The organism is Actinomadura meridiana (assembly GCF_039537545.1).
Lineage (GTDB): Bacteria > Actinomycetota > Actinomycetes > Streptosporangiales > Streptosporangiaceae > Spirillospora > Spirillospora meridiana.
Window position 1 is genome coordinate 31576 of sequence record NZ_BAABAS010000001.1, and the last position, 16050, is coordinate 47625.

Genomic DNA, 16050 nt, shown 5'->3' on the forward strand with positions numbered 1-16050 from the left:
ACGCTTCCCACGAACGCACTCGCGACGCGGCACGCCTGGGATGATCCCTACCCGACGGGCTCGGGCACGGGGGTCAGATGCTCTGCGAGGATCTTCAAGTGGGTCTCGCGCGCTTCAGCGTGACATCGGCGGCCCGACTCCGTGATCTCGACGAAGACGCCGCGACGGTCGGCCTCGCAGAGGCCGCGCTGGACGTATCCCTGTTTCTCCAGGCGGGCGACGGTGCGGGAGAGTGCGCTCTGGCTCAGGTACATCGCCGCGGCGATGTCCTGCATGCGGCGCTTCTCACAGTCGACGTCGACGAGACGGTCGAGCGTCTCGTACTCGCTCATGCTGAGGCCGTGCGCGTCCTGGAGGGCGCGGTCGAGAGCGCAGGCGACAGTGTTGTAGCAGGTCGCGAGCTCACGCCACCGGTCGACAAGACCAACCTCCGCGTTCATGGGGCGCATCGTACCATGCACGCGCATCTGATGCATCTGAATTAGATTCTGACGAATCTAGTGCGTGGACATTGATTGCATGTGCATGTAATGTCCTACGCCGTGACTATCACTGACACCTCACCTGCCTCTGCCGTCCGTGCGCCGGCCACCGAGAGCGCGCCGGCCCAACAGGCCTGGACTCCCCGGCTGTGGGGGGTCCTCGCGGTCCTGTGCGGCGTGTTGTTCCTGGACGGACTCGACGTCTCGATGGTCGGGGTCGCGCTGCCGTCCATCGGTACCGAGCTGGGTCTTTCGACGACGTCGCTGCAGTGGATCGTGAACGGTTACGTCCTTGGCTACGGCGGGCTCCTCCTGTTGGGCGGACGCACCGCCGATCTGCTCGGCCGCCGGAAGGTGTTCCTCACTGCCCTCGCCGTCTTCGCGGTCGCGTCCCTGATCGGCGGCCTGGTGAACGACGGATCCCTGTTGATCGCCACCCGTTTCATCAAGGGGCTCGCCGCCGCGTTCACCGCGCCGACCGCGCTGTCCATCCTGACCACCACGTTCCATGAAGGCCCCGCACGAAACCGGGCGCTTTCGGTGTTCTCGGTTTTCGGTGCCAGCGGCTACTCGTCCGGTTTGATCCTTGGCGGTCTGCTGACAGGCCTCGGATGGCGCTGGACGTTCCTGACGCCCGTGCCCCTCGCGATCATCGCACTGATCGTGGGCTACGTGCTGATCCCGCGGGACAAGCCGGCTGTGGGCGGTGGACATGACCTCGTCGGCGCCGTGACGCTCACCAGCGGCATGCTGCTCGCCGTGTACACCGTCGTTTCCGCACCTGATCGCGGCTGGCTCGCCCCGGTCACGCTGGGTTCGGTCGCGGTGGCGGCGGCCCTGCTGGGCGCCTTCTTCGTCACCGAGAGCAAGGTACGACACCCGCTGATCCGGCTCGGCATCCTGCGGATCGGGTCGATCGTGCGCGCCAACCTGAGCATCGTCGCGCTGTTCGGGTCGTACCTGAGCTTCCAGTTCATGATGACCCTCTACCTGCAGGACGTGCTGCACTGGTCGCCGCTCAAGATGGCGATGGCCTTGCTGCCGGCCGGACTCATCGTGGCCTTCGGCTCCCCGTTCGTCGGCCGCCTGATCGACCGGTACGGGACGCCCCGTCTGATCATCAGCTCCATGACGTCCCTGAGCCTCGGCTACGCATGGTTCCTCGCCACGGCGGGCAACACCCCGAACTACGTGGTGACGATCCTGCCGACGATGCTCCTGCTGGGCGGCGGCTTCGCGTTCGGGTTCAGCTCGATCATGGCCCAGGCGACGGACGGCATCGAGGACTCCGAGCAGGGCCTGGCCTCCGGACTCGTCCAGACGTCGGGACAGGTCGGTGCCGCCCTGGTCCTGGCGGTGGTCACCGCCCTGGTCGCGGGAGGAACGAGCTCCGCGGGCGGCGACTTCGCCGAGTTCCACCCGGGCGTCAACCTGGTCAGCGCCGTCGCAGTGGTCGGCCTGGCTCTGAACCTGGTGCCACTCCTGCGCCGCTACCGCCCCAAGCACGTCTGACCAACACGCGGGGACGCACTCTCTAACGAGGGTGCGTCCCCGCCCCCTTTCCGCAGGCAAACAAATCAACCCAGCCACCGAGCCCCTCGGCCCCCAAGCCCACACCGCCCGAGCACCACCCACCCGTCTCCCCAGCTCCCAGGACGAAGACCGCGCCACATCTGCCCCACCGACTGAGCCCCCCACCCGCCTCCAGTGAGGCGGCCGCTCAGCCTCATCACACTGATCAACGAGTCCGAAGCCCACCGCTCACTGCCCCCGTCCATCCAAGATCGGAACCAAGTGCCGCATGCGCCAACCCCGCCAAGCACTCATCCGCGCCGGACCTGGGGTGTCGAACAACCCGCCGCACGAATCAGCGGGTCGGCGTAGACGGCTCCGGGCCCGCGTCCTCCGCCGAAGAACGGAAGCAACCGTGGGATGTGGCACTCCGTCGTGAGCTCGTCCACCGGGGCTGGCATGTCCGGGCAGCCCGTCGCACAGAGCAGCGGGTCGGGTGTGGACGGCCTCCCCGCCAGCGTCCGCCGTGAACGGAAGCAAGCGCTGTGTGCGCCGACCCGTCAAGTATTCGTCCGCGCCAGGTCATGGGTGTCAGGCAAACCCGCCGTACGGATCAGCGGGGTCGGTGCGGACGGCCTTGTGCCCGCGTCCGTCGAAGAACGGAAGCGACCCTGGGATGCGGCTGTTCGTCGTATGTTCGTCCTCGCTGAATCTAGGTGTCCGGCAATTCGTTGCAGAGATCAACAGGCCGAAATCCTGGGCTTCTCGCACACGACCCGTCCAGGTGTGGGAGCAAGCGTGGGCTACAGAACTTCGTCCTTGTGCTTGTCCTCGTCGGTCTGGGCGCCCAGCGACCCGTCGCAGGAGCAGCGGGGCCGACGCCCCGAACTCGGGGCTCGCGTCGGCCTACGTGTGGCAATGAGCGCTGAGCGGTGCTCCGTTATGGCTCGTGCTCGACCGAGTCCGTCCGGCAATCTGTCGGGTGATCGGCAGGTCGCAGCCCCCCGCTCCCCAGGCGCGTTCGTCCAGCGTGGAAGTGGGCGTTGGCGCGGCGCCCTGCCCGGGACGTCCCCGTTCGGGCCGGGCGTCTGCCGACCCATGGAGCAGAGCAACTCGGGCTCCCTGGTTCATGACTTGAGGCCGAGGCGTCTAGCGATCCATCGACAAGATCCTGGGCCCATTGGGTCGGCGGATGCGGTCTACCGTGATGAGCGGATAGCCGTATGGAGTTGCGGGGGTGCTGGGCCCACGACCAGAACGGACGGCGTCGCCTCCTCCTTCTCAATACTGTCTAGAGCAGCTTCGGGTTCCCTGATCTGGATGAGGGGCAGCGGGTTCTGGAGAGCGGCACCGGCGTGGCCATGCTCGTCGGGCCGGTTGACGGCAAGGCCAGCGCCAAGGTTGAGGTTGGCTCAGATACTTGGGTGGAGTGGAACCGGGGGCGCCGGTCCGGGGCTGGCCTCGTGTCGTGCTGATCAGCGTGGATTGCGTGAAACGGTTGTGCGGTGGGCGTCCCTGCGGTCAGGTTCGCGTGGGTGTTTGGGTGTAGTCGATTTCGTCCGTGTAGGTGGGTGGGGCTGTTTGGACAGGCGCATCGTCAGGCTTTGCGCGGGTGTGTTCGGTTGCGGGACGGGGGCAGGCCGACGTGTTGCCCGGGTGGTGTTGGGGTTAGTTCTTGCGTTTCCAGAAGGGGCGGCGTGGTTTGGGGGCCTCAGTTTGGTCGCCGAGGACTTGGAGTGTTCGGGTCCACAGGTCGTTGACGGTGGCCTGGTCCGATCCCGGGTGTAGGCGGCGTAGGTGGTCGCGGAGGTCGGCAAGGGATGTTGTGTCCAGGTGTTGCGCCTCCATTCGTTGGACGATCGACTCCAGAACAGGCAGGAGCTCGCTCAGCAGGTGGTGAACACGCTGGTCGTGCGTGCCGGGGACCTGGTGAAGGCGGTCGAGTACGTTCTTCAGCTCCTCCTGGAACTTGGCGATGGCGGGCGCGTGGGGGACGTGAATTGCAGTTTCCGCGGCCGGGTTGGTGAGGGCTTGGCGTGAACGTCGTGCGGTGGGGCGCGCGAAGCCGTAAGGGGGTGGTGGGGCGCTTGCCGGAGCGGGGGGCATTGGGGCGGCGGAGAACGCGGCGTTCATCACTCTGGGGGCTGCCCAACCTTGGGGCATTTCCACCGGTTGGACGGTCTGGTGGGGCGTGTCGCCACCGGTGACAACGCGGCTGTCCACTGCCACGAATGCGGTGAAGCGGCAGAGAACGCTGAATCGGAGGGATGTGTCGACGATGCGCTGTTCCAGGTCGTCGAGGCCGCCGACCGTGTAGCGGTCTTCGAGGTCGCGGACGTGCGCGCGGGCCCAGATGGATCGGATGGCCGGGTCTTTGGTGATGATGCCTTCCGTGCGCTGCCCCCAGGTCGGTTGGGCGGAGTCTTGTGGGGTTGCGGGATCGGAGGCGGTGCCTTGGACGGTGAGGGATCCGGTGGGGGCACCGTGGAAGCGGCCGGTGATCACCAGGGGGATGCCGGGGAACAGCGAGCCCAGGCGGGCGGGGGCCACGGTCTCGGGGATGATCTCCAGGTTTTCCGGATGGAGTTTCAGGTTGGTGGCGAGCGGCGCGGTGATCCGGTGGTGAATCGCCTCCATCGCCTCGTCCAGGCGATCTTCGGATTCGACGAGTTCGCAGCGCCCCTGGCCGATGGTGGCGAGACGGTTCAGGAAGCCCGCGTTGACCGCCCGGTCGATGCCGACGGTGTGGACGCGGACGCCCGTCAGCCGGGGCTCGAGGTGGGCGAGGATCTGGTCTTCGTTTCCGACCTGGCCGTCGGTGATGAGGACCAGAACCCGGTCGCGTGTGGAGTCGGCCAGGAGGTTGCCGGCCTCGTCGAGTGGGGTGAGCATCTGCGTGCCGCCGCGTGCGTCCAGCGTCGCCAGGTGCTCGACCGCGCGGAAACGGTTGCGGTCGGTGGCGTCGACGAGCTCGGCGCCGAGGTCGCGTGGACGTTCGACGACGGTGTCGAAGGACAGGACGGCGAAGCGGTCCTCGGCGTGAAGCGTGTCGATGATGCGGGCGGCGGCGCGGCGGGCGGCGACCATCTTCCAGCCGTGCATGCTGCCGGACCGGTCGAGGACGAGCACGACGTCGCGTGGGCTGGGCCTGGTCTGTCCAGAAGGGAGAACGGTCAGGCTGAACGTCCCCTCGTCGCCGGTCTCGTCGGGGACGAGGGCGAGGGCCGCACTCTGCCGCGCCGCGTAGTCGAGGCGGAGAATGAAGTCGCGGTCGAGGCGTTCGTCCGGCTGTAGCCGCACCGTCGTGCTTTCCTCGTCGCTCGTGTCGGTCACCACGTGCAGCGCCGAACGGATCTGGGTCAAGGGGAGCCCGGCCGGATCGATGTCGACGGTGATGGCCAGTCGTATCGGATTGGGGAAGCCGGGCAGCAGGACCGGTGGGCTGATTCGGGAGGCGTCGGGCACGGCGTCGGTGTCGTCGGCGACACCGGACCCTGCGGGCTCACCGTCCAGGCGGGCGCCCGGGATGTAGCGGGGTGCCACGACCAGTGGGAAACGGAAGGTGGCACTTGATTCCGACTCGTGCGGGAGGGGCTGGTCGAGGTGCAGCCTGATCGTCACGCGCTCGCCCGGCAGGATGTTGCCGACGCGCATGGTGAAGACGTCGGGGCGGTCTTCCTCGGCGATGGCGGCGCGTTGGCCTGCGGCGATCGCGGCGTCGTAGTCCTGCCTGGCCTGGGCGCGCTCCTTCAAAGTGCCCTCGATGACGCGGTCGTCGGCCTCCATCCGCATGGCCGTCACAGCGCCGCGGTCGGGCAGCGGGAAGATGTAGGTGGCTTCGAGCGGCATTTCGTGGGGGTTGCGGAACCCCTGGACGACCTCGATGCCGGCGGCGAGCCCGGTGATCGTGGCGTGCACGTCGACGATGTCGAGCGGCAGGTTGCCCTTGTCGGTGCTGAGCGCGCCCAGGCCTCGGTCGGGTTCCGAGGTCGCGGTGTCGGGCAACGGCAGGATGCGCACGGTCACTGGGGCCTCCGGGAAGGATCGGCGGGCTGGGGCGCGGGGCTGACTGGGGGATTGAGAAGACCGCGCCGTCGTAGTTCTCCGAGCAGCGGCCGTGTGGCGTCTTCGATGGCGGCGAGGTCGTCGCCGCTGATGGTGGAGACGTCTAGGAGAAGGGTGAGGCCGGGTGCGAGCCGGACCCCCTGGACGATCAGAGGAAGCGGCTTGCCGTAGTCGCCGGACACCGTCGCCTGGTGGTGGTACGACACGTCAGGGCGCGTGTTCCAGAAGCCTTCTCGGGTGGGTCGGGCCCCTCGGCTGGCAGCGCCTTTCGTTGGATCGTCTGTGGGGGCTCCTTGTGATGATGTCTCTCCTGCGTACGTGGAGGTCGATGAGGCTGCGGTGACTTCTGCCAGTGGGGCTTCGGGGTTCGAGGGTTCGTTGGTCGATGTCGCGGGGGCTGGTGGGGTGGAGGAAGGGCGTGTTGGAGCGGTTGGGGAGTTCTGTGAGCCCGGGGCGAGGACGGGGCGTTCGTCCGATGCAGGGGTTGTCGTTGGCCAGTCGTTGTCGAGTTCCGGGGTCGTCTGGGTATCGGGGGTGGCTTGGCCGCCGGCTTCTGGGGAGATGGTGGCGTGTGGTGTGGGCCGGTCCGCTGATTTCGGGGTGAGTGCCTGGTCGATGTTCGGTTGAACGGGGGGAGCGGCCTGGGGTGGGAGGGTGGCGATCCGTTCCAGGGCCTCGTTGGTGGCGGCGGCGAGCTCGACCTGGATCTCGGCGATGGAGCGCCCGGCGGCCTGACGGCGCTTCACGGCGACCAGTTGCAGGAGGTGGCGGGGGCCGTAGAGGGCGGTGCGGCCACGGCGGCCGAGCGGCGGGTCGACGAGGCCGATCGTGGCGTACCAGCGAATCAGCCGCTCGTTGGGCAGGTCGCGTACCCGTCCGCTGACCTGCGCGGCCCGGTCCGCAGCGACGGCCGCGGCGGCACGTTCCGCCAGCTCGCTGATCGTCCAGGTCTCCTCCATGGCTCGATGATGACACTGTCATGATGACAGTGTCAACCGAATTTGAAGATCGACTTCGCGAGGATTTCGCGTCGGCCGGACGGGGTCACTGCAATTGCAGAAAGAAGCTGGCCTTCGCGTATCGGGCAAATGCCACGAACTCCTCGTCCGCGACAGTCGGGAAAAGTATTGGCGAAGCGCAAGAATGGTGTTCGGTATCGTAGTTCGATATCTTGAATTGACTAGTAAGGGCCACTCGGAGCCCTTACGTTTTGTGGCATGGACGACCATCGCCTGGTCGAGGCACTGCGTGAGCACGGCCCCGACTCCACTGCCGCGCTGTACGACACCTATGCCGAGCGTCTCTACGCCTACTGCTGGCTTCAGTTGCGTTGCAGGGACGCCGTGCGCGTGGCGCTCCGCGACACGTTCATCGTGGCCGAGGCGCATGTCGGCAAGCTGCGCGACCCGGAGTGGTTCGGTCCGTGGCTGTACGGCATCGCCAGGGTGGAATGCGCGCGACGTCCTCCGCCCAAGGGCAGGGCCCCGGACGTGCCGATCGCCAGTCATTACCAGGAGGACGTCGACCAGCGCGTCATGGCGTGGCAGACGGTTCTCTCGCTGTCGCCCCTCTCGCGGGAACTTCTGGAGCTGAGGATCAGGCATGACCTGTCCGTAGCCGACCTCGCGGTGATGTTCGACGTGCCAGTGAAGAACATCCCGGTGGCGCTGGACCGGGCGCACGGCGAGTTGGACGAGGCGTTGACGGCGGAGATACTCGCGCACCAGGGTCCTTACGGTTGCGCTGAGCGTGCCCTGCTGCTGCGGGAGCGGCACGGCGAAATCAGCCGTACTCCCAACGGCCGGTTGTTGAAGCACGCGGAGGAGTGCCGCGTCTGTGGAGCGTTCCGTCCTCGGATGGTGTCGGCCACCAAAGTGTACGGGTTGCTGCCGATCGTCGGCCCTGCGGCGGAGTTGCGGCTCCGGGTCATGAGCTACTTCCTGGATCCAGAGCTCGTTGGCTACAGGCTCTTCGTTGCCACGCGGCTCACCGATTTCACGGCCGACGGGTTCCCCGTTCAGCCCGAGCAGCCTGGAGGGCCTCTCCGGGGGTCTGTTTCGGGCCGCTTCTCCTGTCTGCATCGCGTCCGCAGGTCGGGGGCTCGGTCGAAGGAGACTTCGTCCGAGAAGGATGCTCTGAGGACGGTTGGCCCCCGAGCCCATGCCGCTCGTGTCGGTGTAGTGCTCACGGCCATGGTCGCCCTCTCCGGCGGCGGGGTCGCGTCCATGTACGCGGTCTTCGGTGGTGGGCGAAGCGATGTGGGCGCTGTCGCCGGTCCACGTCCGATCGTGGTTTCCCGCCAACCCGGGCGACTGGATGAGGGACGGCGATCCGTGGATCATCCGGATGCTGTCGGACACATTGACGGTGTTCCAGTGTCCGCGACGTTCCCGCTGGGTTCGCGGGCTTCGTCCGCGCCGCCGACCGCTCTGCCCACTCCGTCCCCGAGCTCGGGGCTAGGCGATGGACGGTCAGGCTCCGCGGCCAAGGGCACGTTGCTGGTTTCTCCACGCTTCGTGGACCTGGCGGGGGAGTCGGACGGTTTCGTTCACCTGCGTGCGCACGGTGGACCAGTGGCCTGGTCGGCGAAGGGGCAGGGAGCCTTGCGGCTAGATCAGGCAGCTGGGCGTCTCCAGCCCGGAAAGGGCGTGACGCTGCGTGTGCACGCATCTCGGCGGCCGAACTCCCAAGGGGGTGGCACCATCACGTTCTTCCCTGGCGGGGTCAAGGTGCGCGTCACCTGGCGCCCAGTCGACCCGAACCCGGATCCGACGACCTCGCCCACGCCGACACCGTCCGGACCGAAAGGCCCGTCCACCCCGCCAGATACGGGTGGGTCGGGCGGTCCGTCGTCCTCTGGCCCGAAACCAGCGCCGTCCAAGCCGACATCGTCCACGGCTCCGGTGGCTCCAGAGCCGCGGCCCGCTGAACGTCCGCCTACCAGTGGCGGGCCCGATCCGTCGCCGTCCGCAGGACAGGATTCGTCGACGACGCCCAGCTCCTGAACGCAGCGGTGACAGTACCTGCCATTGGTAAAGCCAACTACAGTTCGTAGTTGATCTTTTGCACTATGTGATACGTGCCGTGGGGAGAACGTGCTCATGGCACCTGGTGCAACAGAGACCAGCCGAGTGTTCTCGTCATCCTCTCGCCGTACGACGCTGCGGATTCTCGCGTTCTCAGCGAGCCTCGCGTTGGGCATGGGCACGGTGGCGCCGGCCGCCGTCGCGGCCGAACCCGGGCCCAGTGCCCGGGATGTCGAGCGGAGCGAAGACCACGTCAGGGAACAGGCCGCCGAGGTCGGTCGGACGCAGGCGAAGCTCGCGCAGGCAGACGGTGAGCTTCATCGGCTCGCCGTCGCCGCAGAGACCGCGATAGAGCGCTACCACGGCGAGCAGCTCGCACTCCGACGCTCCCAGGAGGCATACAAGGACACCCAGGTACGACTGGTGGAGGCCGACCAGAGGCTGGAGCAGACGCGAGTCGAGCTCGCGTCGTTCGCCGCGCAGGCCTATCGCAGCAACACCGGTTCCGGTCGCATGCCTTCGGCGCTTGGGGGCCATGGTGGTCCGCAGGGGTTCATGGACCGTGCGGTGATGGTCGACGTCCTCGCCAAGCGACGGGCTGCGGCGTTGGAGCGGATGCGGGCTTCCAGGAACGTCGCCGACCTGTTCCGCAGACAGGCTCAGACAGCATTCGTCCAGCAGAGCGTTTCGACGACCCGCGCCGATGAGGCCAAGCAAGCCGCGGAGGATGCGGTTGCCAAGCAGCAGGCGTCTATGCAACGCATTGAGGCCGAGAAGCGGCGTCTGGAGCATCGGCTTGGCCGTGCACAGGCTCATGCGGCCCGGGTCAAACGCGCGCGGGAACGGGCGTTGGAGAAGGCGGAGGCGCGTAGGGCTCGCGCCAAGTTCACCGGTTCGGATCCGTCTCCCGCAGGTGAGGCGGACACGGCTGCTCGTGGCGCGATCGTCGTGGAAGCCGCGCTCAAATGGCTAGGGACCCCGTACTCCTGGGGTGGCGGCACGGTGGACGGTCCGAGTTACGGCGTGGCGCAGGGAGCGGGAACGGTCGGTTTCGACTGTTCTGGCCTGACACTGTACGCATGGCACAAGGTGGGTGTGGAGCTTGACCACTGGACCGGCACGCAATGGACATCGGGGCCGCACATCCCCACCGACGAACTACGCCTGGGTGACCTGATCTTCTTCGCGACGAACACATCCGATCCCCGCACGATCCACCATGTGGGCATCTTCATCGGCGAGGGTCGGATGGTCGAGGCGCCCTACACCGGTGCACGGGTGCGCATCTCCAGCATCCACCGAGACGACTTGATCGGCGCGACCCGTCCCGCCGGCTGACGCGACGCGTACCTGGCTGAGGATGACGAGAACCCTTCCGCAGCGGATCACGTGCGGAAGGGTTCTTCGTATCGCGTGTCGCTCAGGCGCGGGAGCGGATTTGGCGCCTTCCGCGACGCCCGCTGGATGCGGCCGTAGGTCCAGCGGGTCGCGGGCAGCCCGTCTACCGTGTGTGACGGTCCCCGGTGTAGACCGGGCCGGGCACGGTCGTCGTCAGTGGCCGCCCCGGTCGGCCTCGCGCTTGAGGGACCGTTCGATCTCCTGCTCGGCCTCGACGCGCCCCACCCAGCTGGCGCCCTCGACGGACTTGCCGGGCTCCAGGTCCTTGTAGACCTCGAAGAAGTGCTGGATCTCCAGGCGGTCGAACTCGGCGACGTGGTGGATGTCGCGCAGGTGCTCCATGCGGGGGTCCGTCGCGGGAACGCACAGGACCTTGTCGTCACCACCGGCCTCGTCGGTCATCCGGAACATGCCCACCGCCCGGCAGCGGATGAGGCAGCCGGGGAACGTCGGCTCCTGCAGCAGGACCAGGGCGTCGAGGGGGTCGCCGTCCTCTCCGAGGGTGTGTTCGATGAACCCGTAGTCGGCCGGGTACTGCGTCGAGGTGAAGAGCATGCGGTCGAGCCGGATGCGTCCCGTCTCGTGGTCCACCTCGTACTTGTTCCGCTGGCCCTTCGGGATCTCAATGGTGACGTCGAAATCCAAGATGTCCTCCGCTCCCTGCGCGCGGGCAGTGAATAGTCTTTCGGGAGCCCGTGGGCGAGGCCGTCCCCACAGGTGAGTGTTTCCCTTATATAAGGATGTCGCACGTTGGTGAGTGCTGAGTGGGAGAGGGTCGGTCAGGCCCCTGGGCGAGCTCGTGCCCTCGTGGTTCTGTCGCTGTCCCTCCTTAACGTTTTCGCTGTTGCCGCCGGGTTCGCAGTGGTGAAACTCACACCGGATCGGCAGCTGTCTCCGCAGCCGCCCAGTGTGGCCGCCCGCGACCTCGTCCGTGTTCCGGCGTCGGCGCTCCCCACGGTCGATCTCGCGTCAGGCCCGTTGCCGACGTCGTCCGCCCTGGCCGGACGGTTGTCGGCGCTGATCGGTGGTCCACGCGCCAAGATCAATGCGGTGGTCATCGACGTCGCCACCCGCCGCCCTCTGTTCGAGTGGCGTGCCGACCGGCCCGCGACCCCGGCCTCGACGACGAAGCTGATGACATCGGCGGCGGCACTGGCATCGGTGGGTCCCGCCCACAGGATCACCACGCAGGTCGTGCGCGGTACGGGGGGTGGGATCGTCCTTGTCGGAGGCGGGGATCCTACCTTGACGGCCCTTCCCGCACGTCCTGACCCGGGGCATCCGCCCTTCGCGTCCCTCCAGGAGTTGGCTCGGCAGACGGCCACCGCGCTGAAGGCATCGGGTGTCGGACGGGTGCGCGTTGACTACGACACGTCCGCGTACCAGGGTCCCCGGACAGCGGCAGGGTGGAAGCCCAACTATCTGCCCGATGGTGAGGTCGCGCCTGTCACCGCCTTGACGGTCGATGAGGGCCGAGTGGCTCCGTCCAAGAAGACGAGGGTCGCGGATCCACCCGCTGTTGCGGCGAAGCAGTTCGCACGGTTGCTGTCCCGGTACGGGGTCAACGCGAGTGCGGGGCGTCTTACGGTCGCGCCGAAGGGGGCAGGACGGCTCGGTGCCGTCCAGTCACCGCCGATGTCGGCGTTGGTGGAGCATTTGCTAACCCACAGCGACAATGATGTGGCGGAGGCGGTGGCCAGACAGGTCGCCATGAAGCTGGGGCGCCCTGCGACGTTCGCGAACGCCGCGCAGGCCGTGCAGCAGGTCATTGGCCGGTTGGGCGTCACGAGCGGGGTCTCGGTCAACGACGGTAGCGGGCTGTCCCCGCGTAACCGGATCTCGCCGATAGCCCTGGCCAGTCTCGTTTCCCTCGCCGCCGGTGAAGACCACCCGGAGCTTCGTTCGGTCATCACGGGCCTGCCGATCGCCGGTTTCTCCGGGACGCTGAGCCCACCGCGCTACAGCGTCGCGGCCAGTCGGGCTGGTGCCGGGGTCGTCCGCGCTAAGACGGGCACTCTGGCGGGGGTCAGCACGCTGGCTGGGTTGGCCTACGACGCCGATGGGCGGTTGCTGGCGTTCGCCTTCATGGCGGGGGACGGCAAGGGGGCGGTCGACCCCGGAAAGCTGGACCAGCTCGCGGCCGCCATAGCGACGTGCGGGTGCGGCTGACGCGTTCGTTGGGCCTTGGCCTGTGGTGTGGGCTGGACCGTACGGGAGATAACCAGAACGGTTGTTCGTTGAACAACTGTGCAGGGCGCTCCGGCGCCGCGTCCGAACGTACGGTGGAGTACATGAGCGCCTCAATGATCGACTGGAACGTGGCGGTCCAGACCGGGACCCGGCTTGTCCGGCCGGGGCCGCAGGTCAGCCATGCCGAGGCCCGCGAGGTCGTGGCGGAACTGCGGGAGTTGTCGGGGATCGCTCACGGACATGTCCGGGACTTCACCGGCATGGCCTCCGAGCTCGATCCCGCCCCGGCGACCGTCGTGGACAGGCCCGGCTGGATTCGCGCGAACGTGGACGGCTTCCGTGTGGTGCTCGAACCGCTGATGGAGCAAATGTCCGAGCGGCGTGGCCCGGGTGCTCTCGGTGGTGCGGGCAACGTTGTCGTCCAAGCGGTTGGCTCTCGTGTCACCGGGATGCAGGTCGGCGCGATCCTCGCCTACATGGCCAGTCGTGTCTTGGGTCAGTACGAGCTTTTCCTTCCGCCTGACCCGTCCGGGCGGGCGCCGACGGGACGGCTCACCTTGGTCGCGCCCAACATCGTCCATGTCGAGCAGGAGCTCGGTGTGGAGGCGCATGACTTCCGTCTTTGGGTGTGCCTACACGAAGAGACGCACCGGGCCCAGTTCACCGGTGTCCCGTGGTTGCGTGAGTACGTGCAGGAGCAGATGACCAAGTTCCTGCTTGCGTCCGACCTCGACCCGGGGCTGATGCTGGATCGCATCCGGGACGCGGCAGAAGCGGTCGCGGACGCCGTACGCGGCGGTGACGCCAACCTCATCGACGCGATCCAAACTCCAGAACAGCGCGAGATCCTTGACCGTCTCACCGCGGTGATGACGCTGGTCGAAGGGCACGGCGACTACGTCATGGACGCGGTCGGCCCAGAAGTCGTGCCGTCCGTACAGCAGATCCGGTCACGTTTCCAGGGACGCCGTGACGGCGGCTCCAGGCTCGACAAGACGATCCGGCGCCTGCTCGGCATCGACCTGAAGATGAAGCAGTACGCGGAGGGCTCGCGGTTCGTCCGGCGTGTTGTCACCGAAGTGGGAATGAGCGGCTTCAACCAGGTGTGGCAGTCTCCAGAGACGCTGCCGACGCACGACGAGATCAAGGAACCGACGCTCTGGATCAACCGGGTCGTCGGTCCACAGGCCATCGACGCGCCGCCCAAGGCCAACGAGGCCTGAGCAAGCAGGCGAAGGCTTGTCCGAGGAGGCGACGTGCGGGTGTTGCTGACTGCGGACGGAGCCTGTCGCGGATGCTAGAAGCCGTGTGGTGATAGAGGTTTCCCATGGGGCCTGATCCGGCGGTGGCGACAGTACGTCTCGCAGTGAGGCGTGCCTTGGCCGAGTTGCCGCCGGGAGCGGTCGTGGTGGCCGCGTGCAGTGGCGGAGCCGATTCGTTGGCTCTCGCAGGGGCGCTGGCCTTCGAAGCACCCAGATCGGAGCGCACCGCCGCAGGTGTCACGATCGACCACGGTCTCCAGGACGGCTCGGACAAGCGTGCCGACACCGTCGTCCGAACCATGGCAGGCCTGGGTCTGGACCCGTCCGGGTCGATCGCGGTCACCGTCGACGGGCCGGGCGGGCCCGAGAACGCCGCCCGCGATGCCCGCTATCGCGCGCTCGACGAGGCCGCCGGACGACTGAGCGCCGCGGCCGTCCTCCTCGGGCACACCAGGGACGACCAGGCCGAGACCGTCCTGCTGGGTTTGGCACGCGGTTCCGGGGCCAGATCGCTGGCCGGTATGCCGAGCGCGTTCCGCCGCCCCTCTCCAGGAGCCGCTGACCAGAGCGACCAGGGTGTTCTCTACCTGAGGCCACTGCTGGAGCTTGACCGGGCGACGACCCGCAGGGCATGCGACGCGATGGGGCTTGAACCCTGGGACGACCCCCACAACGTTGATCCCACATACGCGCGCGTGCGCGTCCGGCACGACGCTCTGCCCGTCCTGGAGAAGACGCTAGGGCCCGGCGTGGCCGAAGCCCTGGCACGCACGGCCAGGATGCTGCGGGACGACGCGGACGCCTTGGACGAGCTCGCTGCCAACGCCTACACCGACTTTGAAACCCAGGAAGACGGCTGCCGTGTGGCCGTCCTTCTGGAAGGGCTCGAAAATCTGCCCAGGGCCGTCCGGACCCGGGTACTGCGGATGGCGGCGGTGAGAGCCGGCAGCCCGCCGGGTACGCTCGCGGCGGTCCATGTCGATGCGGTCGATCGCCTGGTCACGGCCTGGAGCGGCCAACGGCACGTGGACCTGCCCGGGCGGCTTCGGGCCGTCCGGCGGTATGGGAAGCTGCTGTTCGTCCCGGTTTGACATCGCGCCGCGTAGGACGTCACCGACCGTCGCGTGGTGCGCCCGCCGCGTGAACGGGGGAAACGGCGCGTGGTGATGTCCGTCCCACCAGACGGGCGTGGTCCGAACTATGAGGGTGGGGTTGTGGACGAGAAGGACCTGGGCACCGACCTTGCGAAGGTGCTCATCCCGGAGGACGACCTGCAGGCCAAGGTGGGGGAGCTCGCCGGACAGATCGACGCCGACTACGCGGGCAAGGACCTGCTCCTGGTCGGGGTCCTCAAGGGCGCTGTCATGATCATGGCGGACCTCGCGCGGGCCCTGCACACGCCTGCCTCGATGGACTGGATGGCGGTGTCGTCCTACGGATCCGGGACGAAATCGTCCGGTGTCGTACGCATTCTCAAGGACCTCGACACTGACATCCTCGACCGGCACGTCCTCATTGTGGAGGACATCGTTGACTCTGGCCTGACGCTGTCGTGGCTGGTGAGCAACCTGCGTTCGCGTGGGCCCGCGTCGTTGGAGATCTGCGCGCTGCTGCGCAAGCCGGAGGCGGTCAAGGCGGATGTGGACGTCCGGTACATCGGGTTCGACATTCCGAACGAGTTCGTCATCGGCTATGGGCTCGACTACGGGGAGAAGTACAGGAACCTGCCGTTCGTCGGCACCCTCGCCCCGCACGTGTACGGCGGTGAGCGGGGCTAGGGGCCGGGCCCGGCACGTGCTCGAAACACCCGTGACGGTAGCGCCGCGCCGTGCTGGCAGGGTGAGACTGGACGAGCCGTTGGAACGGGCCCAGGGAACAAGCGACCGTGACGAATCGTTGCAAAGGTCGTTGACGGGTATATGGAAGGGATGCAGGAGAACAGCGCAGGCTGCGTCGTCTGCATCTCGCGGTGTACCGTCGGTGTCCCGGACCCTCGGGTTGGGGAGCCACACCAGGGAAGCCGCCACGGCGGGTTCGGCGCCCCGGGCGACGGGCCGTCCGTGGGACGCATTGTTGGTCGCCCCGGCGTCCGTCCCCATGGGCGGACGAGGATCG

Annotated in this window: 11 protein-coding genes; 7 read left to right on the forward strand and 4 right to left on the reverse strand. The window is 67.6% G+C overall.

The features are described 5' to 3' along the window. Positions 1–47: 47 nt before the first annotated feature. Entirely contained in the window at positions 48–440 is a 393-nt protein-coding gene (locus ABD808_RS00150; protein ID WP_344887534.1) for a MarR family winged helix-turn-helix transcriptional regulator, read from the reverse strand. Positions 441–530: 90 nt separating this feature from the next. Here ABD808_RS00150 and ABD808_RS00155 point away from each other — a divergent pair, with 90 nt between their 5' ends. After that, entirely contained in the window at positions 531–1994 is a 1464-nt protein-coding gene (locus ABD808_RS00155) for an MFS transporter (RefSeq protein ID WP_425548864.1), read from the forward strand. 1668 nt (positions 1995–3662) lie between these two features. Here ABD808_RS00155 and ABD808_RS00160 read toward each other — a convergent pair. Both ABD808_RS00160 and ABD808_RS00165 read right to left on the reverse strand, forming a co-directional pair. Beyond that, entirely contained in the window at positions 3663–6020 is a 2358-nt protein-coding gene (locus ABD808_RS00160; RefSeq protein WP_344887540.1) for a VIT domain-containing protein, read from the reverse strand. Then, the gene (locus ABD808_RS00165; protein ID WP_344887543.1) at positions 6017–7018 is read right to left on the reverse strand and encodes a MerR family transcriptional regulator; all 1002 of its coding nucleotides are present in this window, start codon (positions 7016–7018) and stop codon (positions 6017–6019) included. The genes ABD808_RS00160 and ABD808_RS00165 overlap by 4 nt, the downstream gene beginning before the upstream one ends. Positions 7019–7276: 258 nt before the next feature. Here ABD808_RS00165 and ABD808_RS00170 point away from each other — a divergent pair, with 258 nt between their 5' ends. Continuing rightward, a complete protein-coding gene (locus tag ABD808_RS00170) occupies positions 7277–9064 on the forward strand; it encodes an RNA polymerase sigma factor (protein ID WP_344887546.1) in 1788 nt (595 codons plus the stop codon). A gap of 126 nt (positions 9065–9190) precedes the next feature. Continuing rightward, positions 9191–10423, forward strand: a complete 1233-nt coding sequence (locus ABD808_RS00175) for an NlpC/P60 family protein (RefSeq protein ID WP_344887549.1) — start codon at positions 9191–9193, stop codon at positions 10421–10423. Positions 10424–10636: 213 nt separating this feature from the next. On the opposite strand, the gene ABD808_RS00180 is transcribed toward ABD808_RS00175, so the two are convergent. Beyond that, positions 10637–11128 (reverse strand): inorganic diphosphatase, encoded by a 492-nt coding sequence (locus ABD808_RS00180; RefSeq protein ID WP_138645020.1) that lies wholly within the window; start codon positions 11126–11128, stop codon positions 10637–10639. 219 nt (positions 11129–11347) lie between these two features. Between ABD808_RS00180 and dacB the strand changes: the two genes are divergently transcribed. The 4 genes from dacB (at position 11348) to hpt (ending at position 15713) form a co-directional block, all read left to right on the forward strand. After that, positions 11348–12652 (forward strand): D-alanyl-D-alanine carboxypeptidase/D-alanyl-D-alanine endopeptidase, encoded by a 1305-nt coding sequence (dacB, locus tag ABD808_RS00185; RefSeq protein ID WP_344887556.1) that lies wholly within the window; start codon positions 11348–11350, stop codon positions 12650–12652. 134 nt (positions 12653–12786) lie between these two features. Further along, on the forward strand, positions 12787–13896 hold the full coding sequence (locus ABD808_RS00190; RefSeq protein WP_344888303.1) for a zinc-dependent metalloprotease: 1110 nt from the start codon (positions 12787–12789) through the stop codon (positions 13894–13896). Between the two features lie 104 nt (positions 13897–14000). Beyond that, positions 14001–15026 carry a tRNA lysidine(34) synthetase TilS gene (gene tilS / locus ABD808_RS00195; protein ID WP_344887559.1) on the forward strand — a complete coding sequence of 342 codons (1026 nt, stop codon included), beginning with the start codon at positions 14001–14003 and terminating at the stop codon, positions 15024–15026. A 123-nt stretch (positions 15027–15149) separates the two neighbouring features. After that, the gene (gene hpt, locus ABD808_RS00200; RefSeq protein WP_344887562.1) at positions 15150–15713 is read left to right on the forward strand and encodes a hypoxanthine phosphoribosyltransferase; all 564 of its coding nucleotides are present in this window, start codon (positions 15150–15152) and stop codon (positions 15711–15713) included. Positions 15714–16050: the final 337 nt, after the last annotated feature.

Coding starts and splice junctions, on each gene's coding strand:
- ABD808_RS00150 (WP_344887534.1), bottom strand. CDS start 440: ATGAACGCGGAGGTTGGTCTTGTCGACCGGTGGCGTGAGCTCGCGACC.
- ABD808_RS00155 (WP_425548864.1), top strand. CDS start 531: ATGTCCTACGCCGTGACTATCACTGACACCTCACCTGCCTCTGCCGTC.
- ABD808_RS00165 (WP_344887543.1), bottom strand. CDS start 7,018: ATGGAGGAGACCTGGACGATCAGCGAGCTGGCGGAACGTGCCGCCGCG.
- ABD808_RS00170 (WP_344887546.1), top strand. CDS start 7,277: ATGGACGACCATCGCCTGGTCGAGGCACTGCGTGAGCACGGCCCCGAC.
- ABD808_RS00190 (WP_344888303.1), top strand. CDS start 12,787: ATGATCGACTGGAACGTGGCGGTCCAGACCGGGACCCGGCTTGTCCGG.
- tilS (WP_344887559.1), top strand. CDS start 14,001: ATGGGGCCTGATCCGGCGGTGGCGACAGTACGTCTCGCAGTGAGGCGT.